Below are 20,253 nucleotides of genomic sequence, written 5' to 3' on the forward strand. Positions count from 1 at the left end.
GAAAACTGAGGCGGCGCACGTGGACCCCAAGCTGAACCCGTACACCCCTAATGCGGGTGCAGCACCCGAGGTGTTAATCGGTCGTGACGATCAATTGGAATCGTTTGAGACGTTGCTCGCACGCCTTGCCCGGGGACGTACCGAGCAGTCCATGATCATCACGGGGCTCCGCGGAGTGGGCAAGACTGTCCTGCTGAACAAGTTCGAACACTTGGCCACCGACGCGAACTGGGAAGTCGTGTCCTTTGAAGCAAGCAAAGGCGACGACGAAGAATTTCGTCGCAAGATGTTCACGCAGCTCAAGGGTGCGCTGTTGCGATTGTCGCCCCGCGCGCGCTGGGACTCGTTCGCTAGGGATGCAGCCGCTGCGCTGAGTTCTTTCGCACTGGTGATTGACCACGATGCGCGGTTGACCGCATCCTGGGGTGTTGACCCGAGTGAAGGCGTTGCCGACCACGGAGACATCGGACTCGACTTGACCGATACGCTTGTTGCCGTCGGTAAAGCCGCGCAAGCCCGCAAGCGTGGAGTGGCGATCCTCATCGATGAGGTGCAATTCTTGCAACCTGCCCAGCTCGAGGCGCTAATTCAATCGGTTCATCGTACGGTGCAACTGAAGCTTCCGGTGACCTTCGTAGGTGCTGGTCTGCCGCAAATTGCTGAGCTTGCGGGGGACGCAAAATCCTATGCGGAGCGCCTATTTAAGTTTCCGGTGATCGGTGAACTCTCGTACGAGGAAGCCATTCGAGCGCTGCGAGATCCAGCCGCCGCCGAGGGTGTTGAGTTTGAAACGGATGCGGCAGAACTCGCTGTCGACTTCACTCGCGGCTACCCCTACTTCATTCAAGAGCTCGGGTATCAGGCGTGGATAATCGCTGAGGGGCCGACAATTACTGCCCGGGACGTGGAAGAAGCACGAGAAGCCTATGAAGAGAAGCTTGACAGCTCATTTTTTCGAGTCCGTCTCGACCGGGCAACGCCACTGCAAGCGGCCTACATGCGGGCGATGGCAGAACTTGGCCCGGCTCCGCAGAAAGCTGCGGACGTTGCCAAGCTGTTGCAACGAGATTCGAGTCAGCTTGGCCCTGCACGAGCACAGCTGATTGAGATGGGACTTCTCTACACGCCAGCTCACGGGTATGCCGCGTTTACGGTTCCTGATTTCGACCGCTTCATGCTCAGAGCGATGCCCGAGCTGGAAATCCCCAATATCGCTCGCCGCAAGCGGCGAGGCTAGCGGGTGCGCCGTGCAGGTGCCCGTCGAACGTCACGTGTTGTTCAGCCCGCAGTGGCACGATAGCAACATGAGCGATTACGACGATGTAATGATGATCCCAACCGAGGCCGAAGCCCGCCAACTGCTTGCATCGCAAACGGTGGGGCGACTCGTCGAGCGAATCGGCGAACATGTGGAGATCTTCCCGATCAACTACGCCATCGAGGGTGACCTGCTGATCTTCCGCACCGCTCCCGGCACGAAGCTTGCCGCCGCAGTGGCCGCTGACGAGGTGTTTCTGCAGACCGACTACGTGTCCGAAACCGAAGCGTGGAGTGTGATCGTTACCGGTGCCGCCCGCATCCTTGACCGCGATGACGAAATCGAGCGTGCCGAACAACTCGACCTGCGCCCGCTGGTACCGAGCGTCAAGCGCGTGTTCGTAGCGATCGATATCGAGAGCATTAGCGCGCGTCGTTTTGAACTCGGTCCCGAGCCCGAAGCAGAACCTGAGACGATCGCCTAAGCACCGCTGACGCGATTGTTCTTGGTGAGATCTTGCTGGCTCGCAAGCGCACCGTGGTTTAACGCACGTGCGCGATGAGGTTCGTAGGAAATGCGCAGCAGCTCCATCGCATAGATGGAGCTGCTGCGCGTATCCAACGGTGAGGTTCTTGCCGTTAGGCTGCGAGTGCTTCGGTCGGTGCAACTTTCGCCGCTTTCATAGCCGGAAGCATGCCGGAGATCGCGCCGATCGCGATGGTTGAAATTAACGCAAGTGCAGAAATGAGCGGGGGTGTCACGAGCGGCCATCCGTTGGCCAATGAGACCAGAGCGGTTGTGGTTACGCCAAGCACAACTCCAGCTACGCCACCGTAGGTCGCCAGCAGTATCGCCTCGACTAGGAACTGCATGCGGACATGGGCACGAGTTGCGCCGAGCGCTCGTCGTAGGCCAATCTCACGTCGACGTTCGAGCACCGTGATGACCATGGTGTTCGCGACACCAACGCCACCAACCAGCAGGGCGATCGAGCCCATTCCTACGAGCAGGCCGGTAAACGCGGTGTCGATTGCGTGTTGTGCGGCGAGGGTGTCGGAAGGACGGCTAACACTTACCTCGTTTGGGGATTTCGGATTGATCGTTGCCGGGATGAGCTGTCGAACGGACTCCACTGTGGAATCCGTAGACCGCTCAAACAGGGTCGTGGGGGACGAGGTAAATCCGAGGTGCGCTTCCGCGTGCGTGCTTCCTACTAAGACCGAGGTGTCAAGTTGGGGGGCGAGCGCCGAAGGCTTGAGGATGCCGAGCACGGTATGGTTCTGGCCGCCGATCGTAATCAACCCACCAGGACTAACGATGCCCAGGCGTTGTGCCGCGGTTGCGCCAAGCACCGTGGTTGGAAACTGCTTGGTGGAGTCATTGAACCAGCTTCCGCTTTGCAGTTCGGTTGAGGTTGCCGAAAGTAGGCCGGTATCCGTTGCTGCGACGGTCAGACCGTTGGTGGCACTTGGCTCAATATATTGGTTGCGATACGCCGCCACGTTGGGCATGTTGCCTACCCAACCAACTTGTTCAACTCCCTCGATGCGTTTGAGGCGTTCAGCAGCGTCGGCTGGCAGCACGGCATCTTCGTTGTTGAATGACTTTCCTGCGGAGACGGTAAGTAGGTTGGTGCCGAGTGACGCTAGCCGCTCCTGGACCCTTGCTTGACTCGATAGTGAGATGCCGATGACTGCGACCATTGCGGCGATTCCGATGGCGATTCCCAATGCAGAAAGCGTGGCACGCAGCGGATGCGCGTGGATCCCTTGCCAGCCCAGTCGCAGGAGATCCTTTCGGCGCAGCCGAGAAGGGGATACAGAAATATCTGCTGTCATATTGGTTGGTTGTGTCATGCGCGTTGGCTATCGCGTTCAATTACGCCGTCGCGGATACTGATTTGTCTGGGAAACCCAGCAGCAACGTCACGGTCGTGGGTGATGACGAGCACGGTGGTTCCCGTGGAATTGAGGTCTCGGAGGATTTCGAGAACCTGCTCACCGGAGCGCGTGTCGAGTGCACCAGTTGGCTCGTCAGCAAGCAATAGTGGCGGGTCGCCGACAACTGCCCTGGCGATGGCGACGCGTTGTCGCTGTCCGCCCGAAAGCTGCCGAGGTGTGTGGTTAAGTCTGTCGCTGAGTCCTACACGGCTCAGCGCTGCACGAGCATGTTCCCGTCGATTCTTGAGGGGCATGCCGGTGTAGAGGAGTCCCGTGGCGACGTTGTCGACGGCGGTTTGTGACTCTTCCAGGTGATATTGCTGGAACACAAATCCGATGAGGTGCGCTCGTAGCGCCGACAGGTCAGCATCACGGGCTTCGGACAGTTGGTAACCGGCGATGGTGATTTCGCCGCTGCTTGCGCGGTCGAGCGCACCGATCAAGTTGAGCAGCGTCGACTTGCCGGAGCCGCTGGGGCCGGTGATCGCCACCATCTCGCCGGAATTCACGGTGAAACTGACGTCGTTGAGGGCCGTTGTTGGCGGCGAGCCGTAGGTTCGTGACACGCTTTCAAGTGTCAGTAGTGGTGATTGCGTCATCATTCGCCGACTACCACCTTGTCGCCTGCGTGAACGTTGCCGCCCTTGATTTCAACCATCGAGTCACCAAACGCACCGATTTCTACCGGAACGCGTTTTGACACGTTGTTGTTGACGACTTCAACGGCGTGTTTGCCACCAGGTTCCGCAAGCAGGGCCTGTACCGGAACAACCAGTACATCCTTGGCGATGGTCCGAGTAGCGACGACACTGACGGTCACATCGGTGTACGCATCGGCGGATGCCGGGTCAACAAGTGACAACCGTACTGGCACTTTGACCGTTTTTTGGCCAGACTTGTCTTCTTTTTCGACCGGAGGGTCGACGGCTTCTACGACACCCTTGATGCTGCTCCCATCGGGTAGCGTGATGTCGGCTTTGGCGCCAACCTGCAACAGCGACCGCATGCTCGGCTGAACTTCGGCCGTAACTGCCTTGGCAGTACCCGTGACGTCAAGCACGGACGTGCTTGCGGCATCCCCGACCTTGGCCTTGTGTGCGCTAACGCGGACATCTGTTGGGATGAACACGACGCGACCCAGCTCAAGCGTGGTATTCCAGCCAAATCCATGGTCTTTGTTCCACTGGGCGACAGCGGAGGCAGTTGCCCAGCCGTAGTGTTCGTCTGGTTCGTCGGAAAAATATCCGAGTGCGTTCAGATTCTGCTCGAGCTGCATGACGTCTTTGCCGTTCGTCATACCCTCTTCAAAACTTCGCCAGGCAGGGACTTCACCGCGCATGGCAAAGACTGGCCGTTCGTCCACGCGCAGCATCTCGGTACCGGGCGCAAGGTTGGTGTCGATGGGAGCTAATGCCGTAATGGTGCCGCTTAGCTGCGTCCCGTAGGTCATGGTCTTGCCATGATTGAGGGTGCCCTTGGCTTCTACCCGTTCTACGAGATCTGTTTTCGTTACCGTCGCGGTTTCGGTCGAAGGTGCCACAGTCTGAGCAGCTTGTGGCGCGGCGGCACCGTTGGCGAGTGATATTCCGGTTACCCCGATCGCGATAGCAACGAGCAGTCCGCCGGTAATAGCGACAATGCGTTTCTTCTGCATCGATGGAACCTACTCGCCCTGGTTTTCTAAGCCTGCTTCCTCGCTGCATCGCTTGACATCTGCAGGATCAGCATCGGGGCCACCATTCTGTTGCACGGTGATTCCGCCAGCGTTCGGGTTTGGGTCAGCGACGTCGTAGCCAGCTTCACGCATGCATTTCGCAAACGTCAGCAGCTGTTCATTGAGTTGTTCGTCAGTTGCCACGCCTGCTCCCTGGGGTGCCGGGCCAACTTTCTCAGTGCAGGTCTGCAGTGCTGCATCGAGTGCGGCGCTGTCGGCATTCGCTTCAACAGGCGAGCCATCAGGATTCACTGGAATCCCGGCATTTTCGGGCTCGATGCCTTCGTCTCGCAGGCAGCGGTCAAAGTCGTGCTGCCACTGTTCGACGCTCGATGCGTGATCCTTCTTAAGCTCAGGCTGTTCGTTTGTTGCACAACCAGCCAACGACAGCAGGGCGCCGCCGCCCAGTAGTAGGGCCGTAGCGAATCGAGCAGCTCGTGAATTCAACATGGAAGTCTCCTGATGTTCTTGAAACTGAGTCAGCACAGCTGCGGCTGCGTGACCGGGACAAATCCAGTTGACAGGTGAAGCGGTTGCGAAAGGGTAAAGAAATTTGCTTACGTTTCTTTTACCGGCTGCGTGCAACACTGGTCCAGGCCAGTAATCAGCGAGGAGCCGTGCAATTATCATGTGCTGACCTTTTGCTTAGGAGGAGTCATGCGCGTTCTGATAGTTGAAGACGAGCCGTACTTGGCAGAAGCCATTCAAGATGGACTTTCGTTACATTCCATCGCGGCCGATATCGTCACTAATGGTGTGGACGCGCTGAACAGCATCGACGTCAACGATTACGAGGTGGTGCTGCTTGATCGGGATATCCCCGGGATTCACGGTGATGAGGTGTGCCGGAGGCTGAACCTCCGAGCCGAGCGTCCGGCAATTCTCATGGTGACGGCAGCACGTCGCACCGAAGAAAAAGTTGAAGGATTCCGGCTTGGAGCAGATGACTATCTAGCTAAGCCGTTTGAATTTGCAGAACTTTTGGCAAGAGTCCGAGCACTTGGCAGACGTCAATTCACGGCTCGTCCCACCAACTACGAGGCGGCCGGGGTGACGCTTGACCCTTTCCGGCACGAGGTTACTCGTGACGGGCGTTTCATCCGTCTAAGTCGTAAGGAGTTTGCGGTGTTGGAATCGCTGATGCGCGATCCAGGTCGCGTCATTAGCGCGGAAACGCTGTTAGAAGAAGCCTGGGATGAAAACGCCAACCCGTTCACGCAATCGGTGAAGGTGACGATTAGCTCGCTTCGCCGCAAGCTCGGTGAGCCATGGGTTATTCGTACGGAACCTGGCGTTGGGTACAGAATTGACCGGACTGTGGATGAGTAGGCCACAGCGGACCAAGCGTTGGAAACGCCGTCGTTTCACCGCTCGCACACAGCTCGCATTCTCGTATGCACTGCTCATGATTCTCTGCGGCGGGGTGCTGCTGGCGCTGATGGCGCTGTTCATCGGCTATGTTCCGGATTACGGATTTGCTTCGCCAACAGGCAGTTCTGAACACGGACCGCTCGTCATTGCCGTTGATGACCCGGAGAATTTCCCCGAAGATTTCGCGATTTCCGTCAAGACTGAGGGCGATTTCCTCACGCTCTTGTTACAGGTTTCGCTCATCGCGCTGCTCGTGTTGGTCGTGCTGAGTTCAGTAGCCGCTTGGCTGTTAGCCGGGCGGATGCTGAAACCACTTGCGGCGGTTAATAATGCTGCGCGACTTGCTGCCGACGGACGGTTTGATCACCGAATCGGATATCAGGGTCCCAAGGACGAAATCACAGAGCTTGCGCAAACATTTGACCAGATGCTCGACAACCTCGAGCGGTTTACTGTCGCTCAGCGACGATTTACGGCAAACGCTTCGCACGAACTTCGCACCCCGTTAGCAACTACTCGCACGATCCTCGAAGTGGCACTCATGAAGCCAGACATGGTTGACCGTGATGTCTTGCTCAAGTTGAAAGAAGTCAATGCCCGCAGCACGCGAACGGTTGAGGCGTTGCTTGATCTTGCCGAACTCGAAGCCGGGAAAGTTTCGCAAACTGAATGCGATTTGAGCCAAACAGTTCGTAGTGTGCTGCAAGATTTCGAGGCAGAAATCGAGCGGCGTGGTCTCACCGTAACGACACAACTCGCACAATCAACGGCGTACGGGGACGAACAGTTGTTTCGCCAGCTCGTGCAGAACCTCGTGCAAAACGCGATTCAACACAATGTTGATGGCGGTGATCTCACGGTGTCCACCACAATGGATCGAGCAGGGGATACGCCGCCCATTGCAGTCGTAATGGTTCGCAACTCTGGAGAGATCGTGGATTCGAGCGAATTGGGTCGGCTGTTGGAACCGTTTGAAACGAAAGCGGGACGCACAGGTCGTGGCAACCGGGGGCTCGGACTATCGATCGTTTCTGCCATCGTTGATCGAGCTTGCGGCAAACTTGACATTGCTGCGAATGAAGATGGCGGACTGTGCGTAACAGTGATATTGCCAGCATGCCCAGAGCAGCTGTCAGCGCATCCGGATGCGGTGAAATCTTGACTGTGCAATGCCTCGACGCGAGCTGATCAGTTAGACAAACTCCGTAGTGTGCGTTTTACGGTGAAACTACGATGAACCGCTCCCGGCACCAAGCTTGCCGCTGCGGTCACCGCCGACGAAGTCTTCCTGCAGACCGACTACGTGTCCGAAACCGAAGCCTGGAGCGTGCTCGTAACCGGTGCCGCCCGCATCCTTGACCGCGATGACGAAATCGAGCGTGCCGAACAGCTCGACCTGCGCCCGCTGGTACCGAGTATTAAGCGCGTCTTTGTGGCTATCGACATTGAACGCATCACTGCTCGTCGCTTTGCACTCGGCCCCGAGCCCGAAGCAGACCCCGAGACGATCGCGTAGCGCATCCGGATCCGCATCCGCTTGCCGCTAGTTGCGACTCAATCGCAGTAGCGCAAGCATTTTGGTGATCGTTCTTGCAGACGACCGTGTTTAGTGTGGATGCACTGATTATGGCACTGGCTACCTGCGCGTGAGTCGGTTGGTGCAGTCGCTGGAAACCTTCCAACGTATTGGAGTCATTGTTGCGACCATCGCTCGCAGATTCGCTGCCCATCACCAAGTCGCGTTCTTGGCTGACCACTGCTGCCGCGATGATTCTCGCGGTCGTGCTCGCCCTGGCTGGTGTCCTGGTCGGACCGAAGTCGGCCGATGCTGCTCAGCTCGACATCATCGTGCCCGGTTCAATTACGCTCACGAACGAGTCGCGGGGCCAGGGTGAGACCACGGTGCAGTACGACGTGCTGAAGGTCGAGTTTGGGTTTGACACGAATGGCCGGGTTAAGGCGGGCGACTCCTTTGGAGTCAAGGTGCCTGCTGGTTTTCAGCTGCTTGACCCCACGTGGGACCTGACCGATGACGACGGCAACGTCACCGCAAGTTGTGGTGCGGATGGCGCCACTGGCGAGGTCACCTGCACCTTCACGGATTTCGCGCAGCAGCACTTCAGCAAGCTCGAGGGCAAGGTGTTCTTTTATGTGCAGGCTGACGAGGTGACCGATACCACCACCGTCGAATTTGGTCGGGTAACCGGCGAGACTGAAGCTGTTGAAATTCCCGGTGGCGGCGGCATTATTGGCGAACAAACTGAGTTTCCAAGTGAAATCGAAAAGTGGGGCTGGTTTGCCTTGGGTTCGCAAGACGCGATCCGCTGGATGGTTTGGATTCCTGAAGGCACTGTTGACACGACCACCGAGCTGAAGATCACGGACTCCCTCGGGTCGGGCCAGACCTATAACGGTGTGGTCATGGTCGAAGAAGTCACGAAGAGTCCAGAGACGTACACGGAACTGCCAACAGATGCGTACACCGAAGACGTGTCAGCCGGCGGTACGGAATTCACGATCACAATCAAGCCGAACACGCTTGATCCCAACAAGCTGTATCGGATCTACTACGAAGCCAAGATTGACGATGTCAGCGATCCAGGACCGTACACGAACACGGCCGTTGTAGCTGGTACCGAGGTGACCGACGACGCGACACGTCACTGGGAGGCCGGCGGTAAGGTCATTCCGACCGGATTTGGTCGCGTTGGCATCCAGAAGCTGGTGAGCGGTGACGGTGCCGAATCGGTACCGGCCGACACGGTGTTCACCGCCCGCGCGCAGTGGGATAGCACGGTCAGTGGCGAAGTCGTGCACAACGACGAACAGGTGCAGATCAAGGCTGATGGCACGCTCGTGCCCCTGAAGAACTCGCTGGACTCGGAAGACCTCACCACGGGTGTGGTCATCACATTGAGTGAGCTGACGCCTCCTGCGGTTGCCGGCATAACCTGGGGTACCCCGAAGTTCACGGAGCTCCCTGGCGTGAAGGTTTCGGCCGATGGCCAGAGCGCCGAGGTCACCGTGCTTGAAGGGCAGCGTGTGAAGGTACAGATCGAGAACACTGCCACTAAGGTTCCCGTTGCAACGCCACCGGTGACGCCTACACCGTCAGCTACGCCGACGCCGACGGTTCCGGAAACCACCCCTGAAACGACGGCACCGGAGACCGTCCCGCCGACGACGCCCGAAACGACGGCACCGGCCGCATCCGAGAGCGAAGCACCGGGCAAGACCGCTTCGAACGAGCCCAGCCAGTCTGACCAGCCACCGGTGCTTGATGCCGCAAACACTCCTGAAGCACTTGCCGAAACCGGTAACAACGTCAATGGCTGGCTGCTTGGTGGCGCTGCTGCCGTGCTGATCCTAGGTGGTGCGCTGCTGGCGCTGCGTCGCAAGCGCAACAACGACGAAATCTAGTGCGCCTCGCGCGTAGTTGAAACGCGCATCCCGGTGCAAGATTTGTTGCCCTAGGAGACCTTCGAGGCAAATATGTCGATGAAGGTGCTGTGCTGCAACAATTTTTTCGAGACATCGGGTTGCGGCGGCCGGAACCTGCACTGAGGGCGACGAAACCTGCACTCCCTCGTGAGTACCGCATCCGCAATTGTGCAGAACAACAACGTCGTCAGCACTGGATGTGCAGTCCGGACTGTTGGGGTTACGGGAGCGATCTACAATGGCAAGGGTGAAAGCGCTGCTCCTTGAATCCATTCATCCCGAAGCCGAACTTCTTCTTGCCAGCCAGGGCATCGAGGTTGAAACCCGCAAGGGTGCCCTCGACGAAGACGAACTGATCGCCGCCGCCCAGGGCGTGCAGCTGCTCGGTATCCGCTCGAAGACGCAGGCCACCCGCCGTGTCATCGAGTCGTGCCCCGACCTGCTCGCAATTGGTGCGTTCAGCATCGGTACGAACCAGATCGACCTTGACGCTGCCGCAGAGCATTCGGTCGTCGCGTTCAATGCGCCGTACTCGAACACGCGCTCGGTCGTTGAGCTCGCTATCGGTGAGATCATCAACCTGGCTCGCCACATCGGCGACCACAGCGCCAATATGCACAAGGGTGTTTGGAGCAAGACCGCGAAGGGCTCGCACGAGGTTCGCGGCCGCACGCTCGGAATCGTCGGCTACGGCAACATCGGTTCGCAGCTTTCGGTGCTTGCCGAATCGCTCGGTATGCACGTTTATTTCTACGACGTCGTCGACCGCCTCGCACTTGGTAACGCCACTCGCTGCAACTCGCTCGAAGAGTTGCTCAGCAAGGTCGAAACCGTTTCGATCCACGTTGACGGTCGCCCCGAGAACACCAACCTTTTCAACGCCGACACGTTCGCGCAGATGCGCCCACGTTCGCTGTTCCTCAACCTTTCGCGCGGCCACGTTGTTGACATCGATGCGCTGCGTGACAACCTGCTCTCGGGCCATATTGCCGGTGCCGGTCTTGACGTGTACCCCAAGGAGCCGAAGAAGCAGGGCGACGAATTCGTGTCGCCGCTGCAGGGCATCCCAAACGTGATTCTGACCCCGCATATCGGTGGTTCGACCGCCGAGGCGCAGGAGGACATCGGTCGCTTCGTTGCCGGCAAGTTCCGTGACTACGTGCAGACTGGTTCGACCTACATGTCGGTCAACCTGCCCGAAGTTAGCCTTGAACGCTTCACCCAGGGTTCGCGTCTGCTGCACCTACACCGAAACGTTCCGGGCGTCATGGCGACCGTCAACTCGGTGCTCGGCGAGCACGGTGTCAACATCGACAGCCAGCAGCTCTCGACCCGCGGTGGCTACGGCTACGTGGTTACCGACTGCAGCAATGGTGTTCCCGAGGCTGCGCTCGAGCAGATCCGTGGCCTTGAGGCAACGACGCGCCTGACGGTACTGAACGCCTAGTACACCGCAGCTTCACACGAAAACGGGGCACTCGCCAGTTGGTGAGGCCCCGTTTTTGGTTGGCCTGTATTGGTTGGCTTGGTTTGCTGTGTTGGACTTCGCAGGGATGCGGTCCCGGTTTGGCACGACCACCGCGTGGCGGTTCGGCGGTGGGATGCGGCTAGTTACCGGCTGCGTTGTCCACGTCCACGCCGCAGGTCGCGGTCGAGTTGGTGATGACTTGCTCGATCTTCTCGATGGTCTCGGGGTGACCGCCCGCGGCATCCGCGACGATCTGCGGTACCTGGTCGATCGAAATGCCGCTGCGTTCGAGTTCGCCGAGCAAGCAGCTGGCCTGTTCGCGGGTGACGTCAACCGAAACGCCAAAGTTGTGGAGTTCCTGCTGCAGGGTGTCGAGCGCGACATCGCGCAGTACTTCATCGGGGGCGAACGCGCAGGAGGTGAGTGCGAGCAGCCCGGTAATTGCGGGCACGAGTGCATACAGACGGAACCGCATCATGAGTCCTTCCAAAATCCGGTAAACGCCGGCGACCGTGTCGCTTGCATACAGCCTATTTCAAGCATTCAAATGCAAGTGACATTCTGGTGTCTGATTGTTGAATGCTCCTGCGAGTGTTAATGAGTGCGGCCGATATTTGCGGGCTGGGGGTGCTCGGCGGATGCGGTGCGGCAGTTCGCGGGAAACGCGAACGTTGCCGGGTCGTTCAGTCGACGACCCGGCAACGTGGATAGCGTACCCGTGAATTAGGCTGCGCGCTATGCGTTAGTTCGAAGGAGGAGCGATTTCGCCAGCGCCGCCAGCTCCGCCGCCCATTTCTTCCATGATCTGGTCCTGCAGGTCGTCACCGCACTGCTTGCTGACGTCGGTGATGATGTCTTCGGTCTTCTTCTTCTCGGCCTCGTCCTTGTACTCGACCTGGTCTTCGCCGTTCTTGGCAGCTTCAACCATCTTCGAGAGGGACTCGTCCGAGATGTCCGATTCGTGCAACTTGGTAGCCATGCAGTCGGTCATCTTGTTGACGAGGTCTTCGCTGAGCATGGTCGTCATGCCCTGCTTCTCGAGGCCGGACTTCATTGCGTCCTGAAGGTCGCTAGCCGAAGGGCGGCCGCCACCAGCGCAGGCGGCGAGGGTCAGCGTTGCAGCGAGTGCTGGGATAACGGCAAGCTTGCGGAGAGTCTTCATAATCTGGGCTCCAAAAATTGAGTGCGGATCGATGGTCCTGGGTACACGGTAAGGGTTTGATGTAACGGGAAGTAACGTTTGTTCCCGATTAATGGAAAATCCAAACCACGTGATGAATGAACATACATCTGTAGGTGGTTGTTTCACACCTGGCATGCCGTGACTAGTCGGCAGTGCGGGACATTTGATTTACGCGCGGTAGTCATTCCAGTGGGTCAGGGCCGGTGGCAGGTCGCGCGGGCGGGGGAGCGGGCGGCCAAAGAGGCGCATTGGCAGCGAATACGAATGCAGGTTGTTGGCGCGGCGCCAGTGCCGGTCAATCGCGAGTTCGTAGCACTCGACCAGGCGTTCGGTCGCCGACCGCCACGAACTCTCGAGCGCTTCTTCGCGACCGGCTGCGCCCATCCGCATCCGCAATTCGTCGTCAAAAAGCAGGCGTTCTAGCTGGGCGATGAAGTCGTCCAAGGATGCTGGGTTGAACAGCAGCCCAGAGCGTCCTTCGGATACGGCGAATGGGATGCCGCCGGCTCGCGCGCCTACGACTGGCACACCCGAGGCCATGGATTCGAGCGCTACAAAGCCGAGCGTTTCGGTGGTGGAGGGGAACGCGAATACGTCTGCCGATGCGAACGCGGCCGCGAGGGCGTCGCCCGACATATAGCCGGTAAAGATGGTGTTGGTGTCGGCGAATTCGCGTTCGAGTTCGGCGCGGTCTGGACCCGAACCCACCATTGCGAGGCGCACGCCACGGTCTTGCAGGGCGCGGATCGCCGGCAGCAGGGCGCGCAGGTTCTTTTCTTTCGACATGCGGCCGATGTAGATCATCAGCTTGTCGCCGGGGTTGCCGTCAGTGAGCCGGGCGCGCATTGGGTCATCAGCGCGATCGGGCCGGTAGTTGCCGGTGTCGATCGCCTTGGGCCAGAGGTCGACGCGTTCAAAGCCGAGGTGTTCGGCACGTTCCACCATTTGTGGTGAGGTACAGAGGTTTACTTCGGCGAGGTTGTGAATGCGGCGCAGGTACTCGGTACCGGCTTTGCGAATGGATGCGAGCCCGAGGGCATCGGCATATTGGGGGGTGTCGGTGTGGAAGCTCGCGAGCATTGGCAGGTCGCGGCGCGAGGCCGAGAGTGCGCCGTATGCGGCGAGCACGACCGGATTCACCAGGTGCACGACGTGCGGCGCGAACTGTTCCATTTCGCGCGCGATCTTTGGGGTCGCGAGGCCAACCTGTAGCTCGGGGTACCAGGGCTTCATCGGTACCGAGTTCACCCGCACCACGCGCTGCCCGCAGTAGTGGCTGGGTGGGTTGCCCGGGGCAAACACCAGTACTTCGTGGCCGAGTGCGGTGAGTTCTTCGATAGTGCGCAGCACGCGGGTAACCACGCCGTCAATTTTTGGCAGAAACACCTCGGTAAACATGGCGATGCGCATGCGAATGACCTCGAATCTGCGTGACGACGTGGTTACGTCCGGTGGTACTACTTGTTGCCTGCGACCGATGCGGGCACGCCGGCCTGCTGGTTCGATGTCCACAGCGACGTGGCTGGGATCTTCGAACGGTCGGCGCGGTCGGCGTACTTGCGGGCGATGTCGGTGACTTCCAGCAGCAGGCCTTCGGCGAGCTTGGTCGGGTTGAGGCCGAGGTCGAGGAAGGTGTCGTTACGCACGTGCAGCTCGTTTTCGGCCGCTTCGTTGCGCGGGTTTGGCACGTTTTCGACCTTGGCGTCGGCGATCTTGGCAATGAGTGCCGCGAGGTCGCGCACTCGGTGCGTTTCGGTCATCTGGTTGAAGATCATGACGCGGTCGCCGCGTGTTGGCGGGTTATTGAGCGCGATTTCGATGCAGCGCACGGTGTCCTGAATGTGGATGAATGCGCGGGTCTGGCCGCCGGTTCCGTGCACGGTGAGCGGGTAGCCGACTGCCGCCTGCATGAGGAAACGGTTGAGTACGGTGCCGTAGTCGCCGTCGTAGTCGAAGCGGTTGACCAAGCGCTCATCCATCGCGGTTTCGCGAGTGTTCGTGCCCCAAACGATGCCCTGGTGCAGGTCGGTGATGCGCAGCTGGTCGTTCTTCGCGAAGTACGCGAACATGTTCTGGTCGAGCACCTTGGTGAGGTGGTAGACCGAGCCCGGGTTGGTTGGGTAGAGGATCTGCTGCTGAACGCGGTGCGGTTCGGCGGGGTTGCCATTCTTGTCTTCGTCGGCGACGACTTCGATATCGAGGTAGCCTTCGGGAATCTTCATGCCGGCGGTGCCGTAGCCGTAGACGCCCATGGTGCCCAGGTGTACGAGGTGCACGTTGCGGCCAGATTCGACGATGGCGGTGAGTACGTTGTTGGTGGCGTTGACGTTGTTGTCAACGGTGTACCGCTTGTTCTTGGGCGACTTCATCGAGTAGGGGGCGGCACGCTGTTCGGCGAAGTGCACGATGGCGTCGACCTGGTCGTCAACAATGAGGCTGAGCAGGGCGTCGTAGTCCTGGGCGACGTCGATGTTCTTGAATTCGACGGTCTTACCGCTGACTTCGTGCCAGGCGGCGATGCGGTCCTCGATCGACTGGATGGGGGTGAGTGAGTTCGCGCCAAGTTCTTCGTCGATTCGGCGGCGTGAGAGGTTGTCGACAATGACAACGTCGTGGCCGAGGTTCGAAAGGTGCAGCGAGGTGGGCCAGCCGCAGAAGCCGTCGCCTCCGAGGATTGCGATCTTCACGTGGGTCTCCAGTTGAGTTTGTCGGTGGATGCGCCTGGTTTCGCGGGCGCGCATTCCATCCATGCTAAGGCCCCGAGTTAACGGGAGATGACCGCGGCCGCTCGCGTGGGCATGATAACCCTCGAATACCGACACGCCGAGGCACTCGCTGAAAGTTATATCTGGATTCGTTCGATAGTTGTACTTTCGTGTTCTGTTATGGGCTCGTCATTTAGGCTGCATGAGGAATGTATGCACCTTTATATAATGTGACCCTCTGGGAGTCTAGATTTCGTCGGGTTCGCAGGTGTACGCGGGTGCTGCATTTCGCACAACAGCTAGCAACTACTCAGCGCTAATTGGAGCACTAACCCATGAACAAAACGATCATGAAGCTTGCGGTTGCGGCCGTAATGGCTCTCGCCATGACCGTTGGTGTCCTGTTCTTCCCGAACATTCAAGGGGCCCAGGCACAGACGGATCAGACCCTGTACAAGGCCATCATCGACCGTGAAACCGCCATGGAAGACCCGTACCCCTCGGCCACCTCGACGCGCTCGATGGCTCCGATGGTGGTTTTCCCGGAAACCAGCGACATTAACCAGAACGGCCAGTACCTGCCCGCTGACGCCGAAGTGGTCTACTGCTTCAACTTCAAGCGCGGCTTCCCGAACATCCGTGAAACCGACCGTCTCGGCGGCGTGCGCTACCAGAAGACCTACGGCGAGCCGCTGGCGAACTACGCCGACAACCCGATCACGTCGGTTGACGCCGAGCAGGGTGTGCTCGACGTGCTCAAGAACGGCTACCCGGTTAACACCGCCGGTCTCCAGCAGAAGCTCGGCCTCACCGATGCGCAGTTCCGCGCCGCGACCCAGCTCGCGATCTGGTACTACACCGACACGCTGAGCACCTACGAGGTGCCGGCCACGATTAAGCCCGCGTACGAGATCCTGACCAAGCAGGCACAGTCCCCGGTTGAGCTGGCCACGGCTGACAAGACCAAGGAAACCCTCGCCATCTTCACGATCGCTCAGGGTGCCGACCCGAACCAGTACCAGAACCTGATCACCGCTAAGTTCATCAGCCCTGAAACCGGTGAAGAAATCATCAAGATCGGTACCACCGCCTCGGACAAGGCTGACGGCGACCAGCAGCTCGCCACCACCGGTGGCACCATCAAGGATGTTGTTAAGCACGAGGGCCTGACCCCCGGCAAGGAATACACCGTTGAGGGTGAGCTCATGGTGAACAACAACGGCCAGGCTGAGGCCACCGGCATCACCGCCAAGGCGACCTTCACCCCGACCACGGCAACCGGTACCGTCGAGGTAGAGTTCACCGTTCCTGAAGGCTACGAGGGCAAGACCCTCGTGGTATTCGAGACCCTGTACGACGCGAACGGCAAGGCTATCGCGGAGCACAAAGACATCAATGACAAGGGGCAGACCGTCAAGGTGGAGAGCGCTCCGACCCCGACCCCGACCCCGACCCCGACCCCGACCCCAACCCCGACTCCGTCATCCCCGGCCGAGTCGACCCCGCCGGCTCCGGCTCCGTCGACTCCGACCGAGACTGTTCCGGTAGAAACCACTCCGGCGCAGAGTGCCCCGGCAACCACCCCGGCCTCGGGTGGTCAGGGCGGCGGCCTTGCTGAAACCGGTGCGGAGAACGTGCTTGGTATTGTCGCGATAGCGCTGGTTGCGCTGGCCGGTGGTAGCGCGCTCGTACTTCGTCGCCGCAACGCCTAATTCCGACGGGTAATGTCAGCATTCCGGTGCTGACGGCATCCCACCGCTGAGCAATCGGACCCGGCCATAGTGGTCGGGTCCGATTGCGGTTTCCTGGTGACCTAGCGGGTGAGTAGGCCGTCATGGCGCAGCATGGCGGCCGTTCGATACGACCGCGAGGCGCGGGTGTGCGAAGCTCGAACCATGAGCGACCAATCCGACCACGCGCATCCCGAACCCGTCATCGACGTGATTCTGCGGGAAATCGCCGATACCGACGCACCCATTAGCCGCGCCGCAGTAGTGGATGCCGCTGACGGCCACCTCACCAGCGCAATGGCAACGCTGGCAAGCGAAAGCCCACGCACCACCTGCGATACCGGCTTCGACACGAACATGACGGGCATCGTCGTCGACCTACCTGAACTCGTCACTCCAGCGACCTCCCTCGTCGTCGGCTATCTGCCCAAATCACTCGCCGAACTCGACGAGATCGCCGCCACCGTCGCCGCCGGTGCCGCATCCGACTGCATCCTCATGCTCGGTGGGCGGGAAAAGCACCTCGTGCGCGCCATGAACGACGTGCTTGGCCGCTACTTCGAGAGCGTTCGCGCCTCACGCGGCGCTCGTAAATCGCGGGTGCTTGTCGCCAGCGCGCCCAGGCAGGGCAGCAGCGTTCCCTACCCGGTGGCCAACACGCATCCCGAACTCGGCCTGACCGTCTGCGCCCACGGTGGCACCTTCGCCGCGAATACCCTCGACATCGGCACCCGTGCCCTGCTTGAAACCCTCGGCGCACTGCCGGGTGGCCGCCTACAACACCCCGACCTCCCGAGGGCACCCGAATGTGCCGTTGACCTCGGTTGCGGCAGCGGGATTCTCGCTGCCGTACTCGCCCAGAGCTACCCCGATGCCGACGTGATCGCGACCGACCGCTCCTGGTCGGCTTGCGCCTCGGCCACCGCCACCGCAAACGCTAATGGCCTTACAAACCTGCGAGTGCTTCGCGCTGACGCAGGACGGGGCATCGACCGGGACAGCGTTGACCTCGTGCTGTGCAACCCACCATTCCACGAAGGCCGCGACGTCGACAACGGCATGTCAAACGCCATGTTTGCGGCAGCCGGGCGGATGCTGCGGCCCGGCGGTATTTGCATCACCGTGTTCAACTCACACCTGCGCCACCGCAAGTACCTCGAGCACTACATTGGCGAAACCACGCAGCTCGCGCGGAATGACAAGTTCACGGTGACGCTCTCGCGGCGCTAGTGCAGCGGGGGGATTGCTGCGGTGCGGCGGCGGTGATGCTAGCTCGGCGAATCGAGCGAACCGGCAGGCGGCATCGGCGGTAGACCTACGTCTGGATCGTCGCTGGCGACCGCAGTCTCGAGATCGCCACCAAAAATAAAGCTCTTGCGCACGAACGAACCCTGCAGTGCCCCCGGAAGCCAATACTGCGCATCCGACCACATCTGTGACAGCGGCAACTCATCAACGAGGAACCACTCCGGAATCAGTTCCACGGACTCCTCGGGCTCGCCAACCCAATCGCGGCACAGATACACCCACGACTCCTGCGACCACTCAATACGAGTCGGGAACAAGTACGTGAGCAACCCCGCATGACGCAACTCGCCAGGTGCCACAAACACGCCCGACTCTTCTTCGATCTCGCGCACCGCCGCCATCCGCGGATGCTCGCCCGCATGCAGCTTGCCGCCCAAGCCCACCAGCTTGCCCGCGCCGAGGCCATATTTCTTGCGGCCAAGCAGCACCTCAGTACCCTCCGCACCATCGCGAAGCAAATACGTCACACAAACCTGTTTGAGCGCCATGAACCAACACTAGCCCGCAGGCCGCGCATCTGACTGCATCCGCACCAACAACTCGGTGCCCACGTACACGTGCAGCCAAGCCAGCGGCGCATATTCTTTACGAGCGAAGGTCGCGCGGAAGGAGCCCCACAAATGTCGAACGTCATGTCGCTGCTCGCGCAGTGGTTGCCGCAGCAACGGTGGTTCGCGGGCGATCAAACGCCACAACAGCTCGAACTCGTCGGCAGCTACGAGCTCCCCGCACCCGACGATGACACCAGCGTGCGCCTCATCACCGTCGCCCTCGTGCGCGACGCCGCGCGCCCCGAAACTCCCACGTACCAAGTGCCCATGGTGATCCGAGACGTCGATGCACACCTCGACACCCGCGGCTACATCGGCGCTGCCACCGAGCACGGCGACCGTGCTGCCCTCGTCGACGGCGCTCACGATCCAGCCTTTGCCCGCGCCATCATCGCGCTCATCGGCGATGAAGGGCAGATTATTGGTGCGGATGCCCCCGGTGCCCCCGGCGTTGACGTCTACGGTCAGCCAATGCCCGGCGCGCGCGTGGCCGAGTTCGCGAGCTCACGCATCCTGCAGGGGGAACAGTCGAACACGTCGATCATCTGTGAACTGCAGCATGAAAACGGCGACCCGGCCGTGCCGCTGATCGTCAAGGTATTCCGCGCCATTCACCCCGGTGACAACCCCGACGTTACGCTGCAAACCGCACTGGCTGCATCCGGATCGCTGCGTGTACCGCCCACCTTCGGGCAGGTAACCGGCGTGTGGCAGGACCCCGAACGCGGGCAGGTTTCGGGACACTTCGTGTTCGCACAGGAATTCTTTAGCGGTGTGCAGGACGCGTGGCGCGTGGCGCTGCGCTGCGCCGAAAGTGGCGAAGACTTCGGCGAGCTCGCACGCCTGCTGGGCGAGGCCACCGCCGAGGTGCACGCCACCCTCGCGCGCGTGATGCCAACGGTGGATGCGAGCAGCGACGAAATCGAAACTGCCGTTGCGCAGATGCACCGCCGCTTTGACCTGGCCGTTGAAGCCGTACCCGAACTCGAAGCGATGCGCGACGACGTCACCGAGGTGTACGCCCATGCCGGCACCGTGCAGTGGCCGCGAATGCAGCGGATTCACGGTGACTACCACCTGGGACAGGTGCTCGCGGTGCCCGACCGCGGCTGGGTGCTGCTCGACTTTGAGGGGGAACCATTGCGGTCGCTCGACGAGCGCAACCTGCCCGATCTGCCGCAGCGCGACCTCGCCGGCATGCTGCGCTCATTCGACTACGTATCGGGCGCGCTTTCGGTGCGTGCCGGGCGCGAAGTCGGCCGTGAATGGGCGGATGCGGCGCGGGATGCGTTCCTCGCCGGGTACCTGAGCAATCTTGCGGCCCAGGATGTGGTCGAGGCCGTTGGACGCGACGATCTCGCGGCGCTATTGCGGGCGTATGAGCTCGACAAGGCCGTGTACGAGACGCTGTATGAGGCGCAGCACCGGCCCGAGTGGCTGCCGATTCCGGTGATGGCCGTGCAGCGGCTTTCGGCGCCGGATGCGGCGCACGCTGCCGCTTCCGTCGAGCGTTCGCGGTAGGCGCCGCCCCCGCATCCTGCCCGCCCCGCCCGGCACCCCGCATCCCGCCCCGCATCCCGCCCC

18 protein-coding genes and 1 pseudogene are annotated in these 20,253 nt (G+C 60.4%); 10 read left to right on the plus strand and 9 right to left on the minus strand.

Annotated features, from left to right (window positions below):
• Positions 1 to 19 precede the first annotated feature (19 nt).
• Positions 20 to 1,237, plus strand: coding sequence for an ATP-binding protein (locus tag ZBI01S_RS05290; protein ID WP_066057407.1), 1,218 nt, complete (start codon positions 20 to 22; stop codon positions 1,235 to 1,237).
• A 67-nt stretch (positions 1,238 to 1,304) separates the two neighbouring features.
• Complete coding sequence (locus tag ZBI01S_RS05295) at positions 1,305 to 1,742, plus strand: pyridoxamine 5'-phosphate oxidase family protein (RefSeq protein WP_222822370.1); 438 nt, start codon at positions 1,305 to 1,307, stop codon at positions 1,740 to 1,742.
• A 154-nt stretch (positions 1,743 to 1,896) separates the two neighbouring features.
• Here ZBI01S_RS05295 and ZBI01S_RS05300 read toward each other — a convergent pair whose 3' ends face one another.
• Genes ZBI01S_RS05300 through ZBI01S_RS05315 form a run of 4 tightly spaced genes read right to left on the minus strand, consistent with a single transcriptional unit; the run spans position 1,897 to position 5,362 of the window.
• Positions 1,897 to 3,114 (minus strand): ABC transporter permease, encoded by a 1,218-nt coding sequence (locus ZBI01S_RS05300; protein WP_245610541.1) that lies wholly within the window; start codon positions 3,112 to 3,114, stop codon positions 1,897 to 1,899.
• Complete coding sequence (locus ZBI01S_RS05305) at positions 3,111 to 3,800, minus strand: ABC transporter ATP-binding protein (RefSeq protein ID WP_306301613.1); 690 nt, start codon at positions 3,798 to 3,800, stop codon at positions 3,111 to 3,113. The genes ZBI01S_RS05300 and ZBI01S_RS05305 overlap by 4 nt, the downstream gene beginning before the upstream one ends.
• Positions 3,797 to 4,852 carry a peptidoglycan-binding protein gene (locus tag ZBI01S_RS05310; protein WP_066057418.1) on the minus strand — a complete coding sequence of 352 codons (1,056 nt, stop codon included), beginning with the start codon at positions 4,850 to 4,852 and terminating at the stop codon, positions 3,797 to 3,799. Before ZBI01S_RS05310 ends, ZBI01S_RS05305 begins: the two co-directional genes overlap by 4 nt.
• Positions 4,853 to 4,861: 9 nt before the next feature.
• Positions 4,862 to 5,362 carry a hypothetical protein gene (locus tag ZBI01S_RS05315; RefSeq protein WP_159421409.1) on the minus strand — a complete coding sequence of 167 codons (501 nt, stop codon included), beginning with the start codon at positions 5,360 to 5,362 and terminating at the stop codon, positions 4,862 to 4,864.
• A gap of 207 nt (positions 5,363 to 5,569) precedes the next feature.
• On the opposite strand from ZBI01S_RS05315, the gene ZBI01S_RS05320 reads away from it, so the two are divergent.
• The 5 genes and pseudogenes from ZBI01S_RS05320 (at position 5,570) to serA (ending at position 11,171) form a co-directional block, all read left to right on the plus strand.
• Positions 5,570 to 6,241, plus strand: coding sequence for a response regulator transcription factor (locus ZBI01S_RS05320; protein ID WP_066057423.1), 672 nt, complete (start codon positions 5,570 to 5,572; stop codon positions 6,239 to 6,241).
• Complete coding sequence (locus ZBI01S_RS05325; protein WP_083524528.1) at positions 6,234 to 7,445, plus strand: sensor histidine kinase; 1,212 nt, start codon at positions 6,234 to 6,236, stop codon at positions 7,443 to 7,445. The genes ZBI01S_RS05320 and ZBI01S_RS05325 overlap by 8 nt, the downstream gene beginning before the upstream one ends.
• Before the next feature lie 87 nt (positions 7,446 to 7,532).
• Positions 7,533 to 7,799: pseudogene (locus ZBI01S_RS05330) on the plus strand (pyridoxamine 5'-phosphate oxidase family protein); the annotation flags it as partial.
• A 179-nt stretch (positions 7,800 to 7,978) separates the two neighbouring features.
• The gene (locus ZBI01S_RS05335; protein ID WP_159421410.1) at positions 7,979 to 9,703 is read left to right on the plus strand and encodes an Ig-like domain-containing protein; all 1,725 of its coding nucleotides are present in this window, start codon (positions 7,979 to 7,981) and stop codon (positions 9,701 to 9,703) included.
• A gap of 268 nt (positions 9,704 to 9,971) precedes the next feature.
• Positions 9,972 to 11,171 carry a phosphoglycerate dehydrogenase gene (gene serA, locus ZBI01S_RS05340; RefSeq protein ID WP_066057434.1) on the plus strand — a complete coding sequence of 400 codons (1,200 nt, stop codon included), beginning with the start codon at positions 9,972 to 9,974 and terminating at the stop codon, positions 11,169 to 11,171.
• A 160-nt stretch (positions 11,172 to 11,331) separates the two neighbouring features.
• Here the strand turns inward: serA and ZBI01S_RS05345 are convergent, their stop codons facing one another.
• The 4 genes from ZBI01S_RS05345 to ZBI01S_RS05360 form a co-directional block, all read right to left on the minus strand.
• On the minus strand, positions 11,332 to 11,670 hold the full coding sequence (locus tag ZBI01S_RS05345) for a hypothetical protein (RefSeq protein ID WP_159421411.1): 339 nt from the start codon (positions 11,668 to 11,670) through the stop codon (positions 11,332 to 11,334).
• Positions 11,671 to 11,934: 264 nt separating this feature from the next.
• Positions 11,935 to 12,354: a hypothetical protein gene (locus ZBI01S_RS05350; protein WP_066057441.1), complete on the minus strand. Its 420-nt coding sequence runs from the start codon at positions 12,352 to 12,354 to the stop codon at positions 11,935 to 11,937.
• Between the two features lie 189 nt (positions 12,355 to 12,543).
• Complete coding sequence (locus ZBI01S_RS05355) at positions 12,544 to 13,785, minus strand: glycosyltransferase family 4 protein (protein ID WP_066057444.1); 1,242 nt, start codon at positions 13,783 to 13,785, stop codon at positions 12,544 to 12,546.
• 47 nt (positions 13,786 to 13,832) lie between these two features.
• Positions 13,833 to 15,062, minus strand: coding sequence for an NAD-dependent epimerase/dehydratase family protein (locus tag ZBI01S_RS05360; protein ID WP_066057448.1), 1,230 nt, complete (start codon positions 15,060 to 15,062; stop codon positions 13,833 to 13,835).
• Between the two features lie 353 nt (positions 15,063 to 15,415).
• On the opposite strand from ZBI01S_RS05360, the gene ZBI01S_RS05365 reads away from it, so the two are divergent.
• Together ZBI01S_RS05365 and ZBI01S_RS05370 are read left to right on the plus strand one after the other, a co-directional pair.
• A complete protein-coding gene (locus ZBI01S_RS05365; protein WP_066057451.1) occupies positions 15,416 to 16,792 on the plus strand; it encodes a VaFE repeat-containing surface-anchored protein in 1,377 nt (458 codons plus the stop codon).
• 183 nt (positions 16,793 to 16,975) lie between these two features.
• Positions 16,976 to 18,040, plus strand: a complete 1,065-nt coding sequence (locus ZBI01S_RS05370; protein ID WP_159421412.1) for a class I SAM-dependent methyltransferase — start codon at positions 16,976 to 16,978, stop codon at positions 18,038 to 18,040.
• A 38-nt stretch (positions 18,041 to 18,078) separates the two neighbouring features.
• Here ZBI01S_RS05370 and ZBI01S_RS05375 read toward each other — a convergent pair whose 3' ends face one another.
• Positions 18,079 to 18,606, minus strand: a complete 528-nt coding sequence (locus tag ZBI01S_RS05375) for an 8-oxo-dGTP diphosphatase (RefSeq protein WP_066057457.1) — start codon at positions 18,604 to 18,606, stop codon at positions 18,079 to 18,081.
• Between the two features lie 132 nt (positions 18,607 to 18,738).
• Here ZBI01S_RS05375 and ZBI01S_RS05380 point away from each other — a divergent pair, with 132 nt between their 5' ends.
• Positions 18,739 to 20,190, plus strand: coding sequence for a maltokinase N-terminal cap-like domain-containing protein (locus ZBI01S_RS05380; protein WP_066057460.1), 1,452 nt, complete (start codon positions 18,739 to 18,741; stop codon positions 20,188 to 20,190).
• Positions 20,191 to 20,253 lie beyond the last annotated feature (63 nt).

It is taken from the genome of [Zimmermannella] bifida NBRC 103089, from assembly GCF_001570925.1.
Lineage (GTDB): Bacteria > Actinomycetota > Actinomycetes > Actinomycetales > Microbacteriaceae > Gulosibacter > Gulosibacter bifidus.